This window comes from Bacillus sp. 05T21, assembly GCF_056396785.1.
In genome coordinates, this window is record NZ_JBFTMD010000087.1 from 1 (window position 1) to 772 (window position 772).

The window sequence follows — 772 nt, forward strand, 5'->3', positions numbered from 1 at the left end:
GACGCACGACGCACAGGACTTAAAATCCTGCGGTGGGTGACCACCGTGCGGGTTCGACCCCCGCCCTCGGCACCATATGCGCCCGTAGCTCAATTGGATAGAGCGTTTGACTACGGATCAAGAGGTTAGGGGTTCGACTCCTCTCGGGCGCGTTTTTTATTAACGGGAAGTGGCTCAGCTTGGTAGAGCACCTGGTTTGGGACCAGGGGGTCGCAGGTTCAAATCCTGTCTTCCCGATATTTTCAAAATATGGGGCCTTAGCTCAGCTGGGAGAGCGCCTGCCTTGCACGCAGGAGGTCAGCGGTTCGATCCCGCTAGGCTCCACTTATTTGAATATAAATTATGGCGGTGTAGCTCAGCTGGCTAGAGCGTACGGTTCATACCCGTGAGGTCGGGGGTTCGATCCCCTCCGCCGCTACCATAAAGGACCTTTAGCTCAGCTGGTTAGAGCAGACGGCTCATAACCGTCCGGTCGTAGGTTCGAGTCCTACAAGGTCCACCACTCAAAGTTCATATCTCGGAGGTATACCCAAGTTCGGCTGAAGGGATCGGTCTTGAAAACCGACAGGCGGCGAGAGTCGCGCGGGGGTTCGAATCCCTCTACCTCCTCCATTTTTTCTAAATTAAATATTATATCATCGCGGGGTGGAGCAGTACGGTAGCTCGTCGGGCTCATAACCCGAAGGTCGCAGGTTCAAATCCTGTCCCCGCAACCAAATGGTCCCGTGGTGTAGTGGTTAACATGCCTGCCTGTCACGCAGGAGATCGCCGG

Annotated in this window: 7 tRNA genes; all 7 read left to right on the forward strand. The window is 55.3% G+C overall.

Annotated features, from left to right (window positions below):
• The first annotated feature begins 78 nt into the window (after nt 1–78).
• Nucleotides 79–152 (forward strand) — tRNA-Arg (locus AC1DKZ_RS32815).
• 11 nt (nt 153–163) lie between these two features.
• Nucleotides 164–237: transfer RNA gene (locus AC1DKZ_RS32820), tRNA-Pro, on the forward strand.
• 14 nt (nt 238–251) lie between these two features.
• A tRNA-Ala gene (locus AC1DKZ_RS32825) sits at nt 252–324 on the forward strand.
• A gap of 20 nt (nt 325–344) precedes the next feature.
• A tRNA-Met gene (locus tag AC1DKZ_RS32830) sits at nt 345–421 on the forward strand.
• 4 nt (nt 422–425) lie between these two features.
• Nucleotides 426–502 (forward strand) — tRNA-Ile (locus AC1DKZ_RS32835).
• A 17-nt stretch (nt 503–519) separates the two neighbouring features.
• Nucleotides 520–612 (forward strand) — tRNA-Ser (locus AC1DKZ_RS32840).
• Nucleotides 613–639: 27 nt separating this feature from the next.
• Nucleotides 640–716 (forward strand) — tRNA-Met (locus AC1DKZ_RS32845).
• The last annotated feature ends 56 nt before the right edge of the window (nt 717–772 follow it).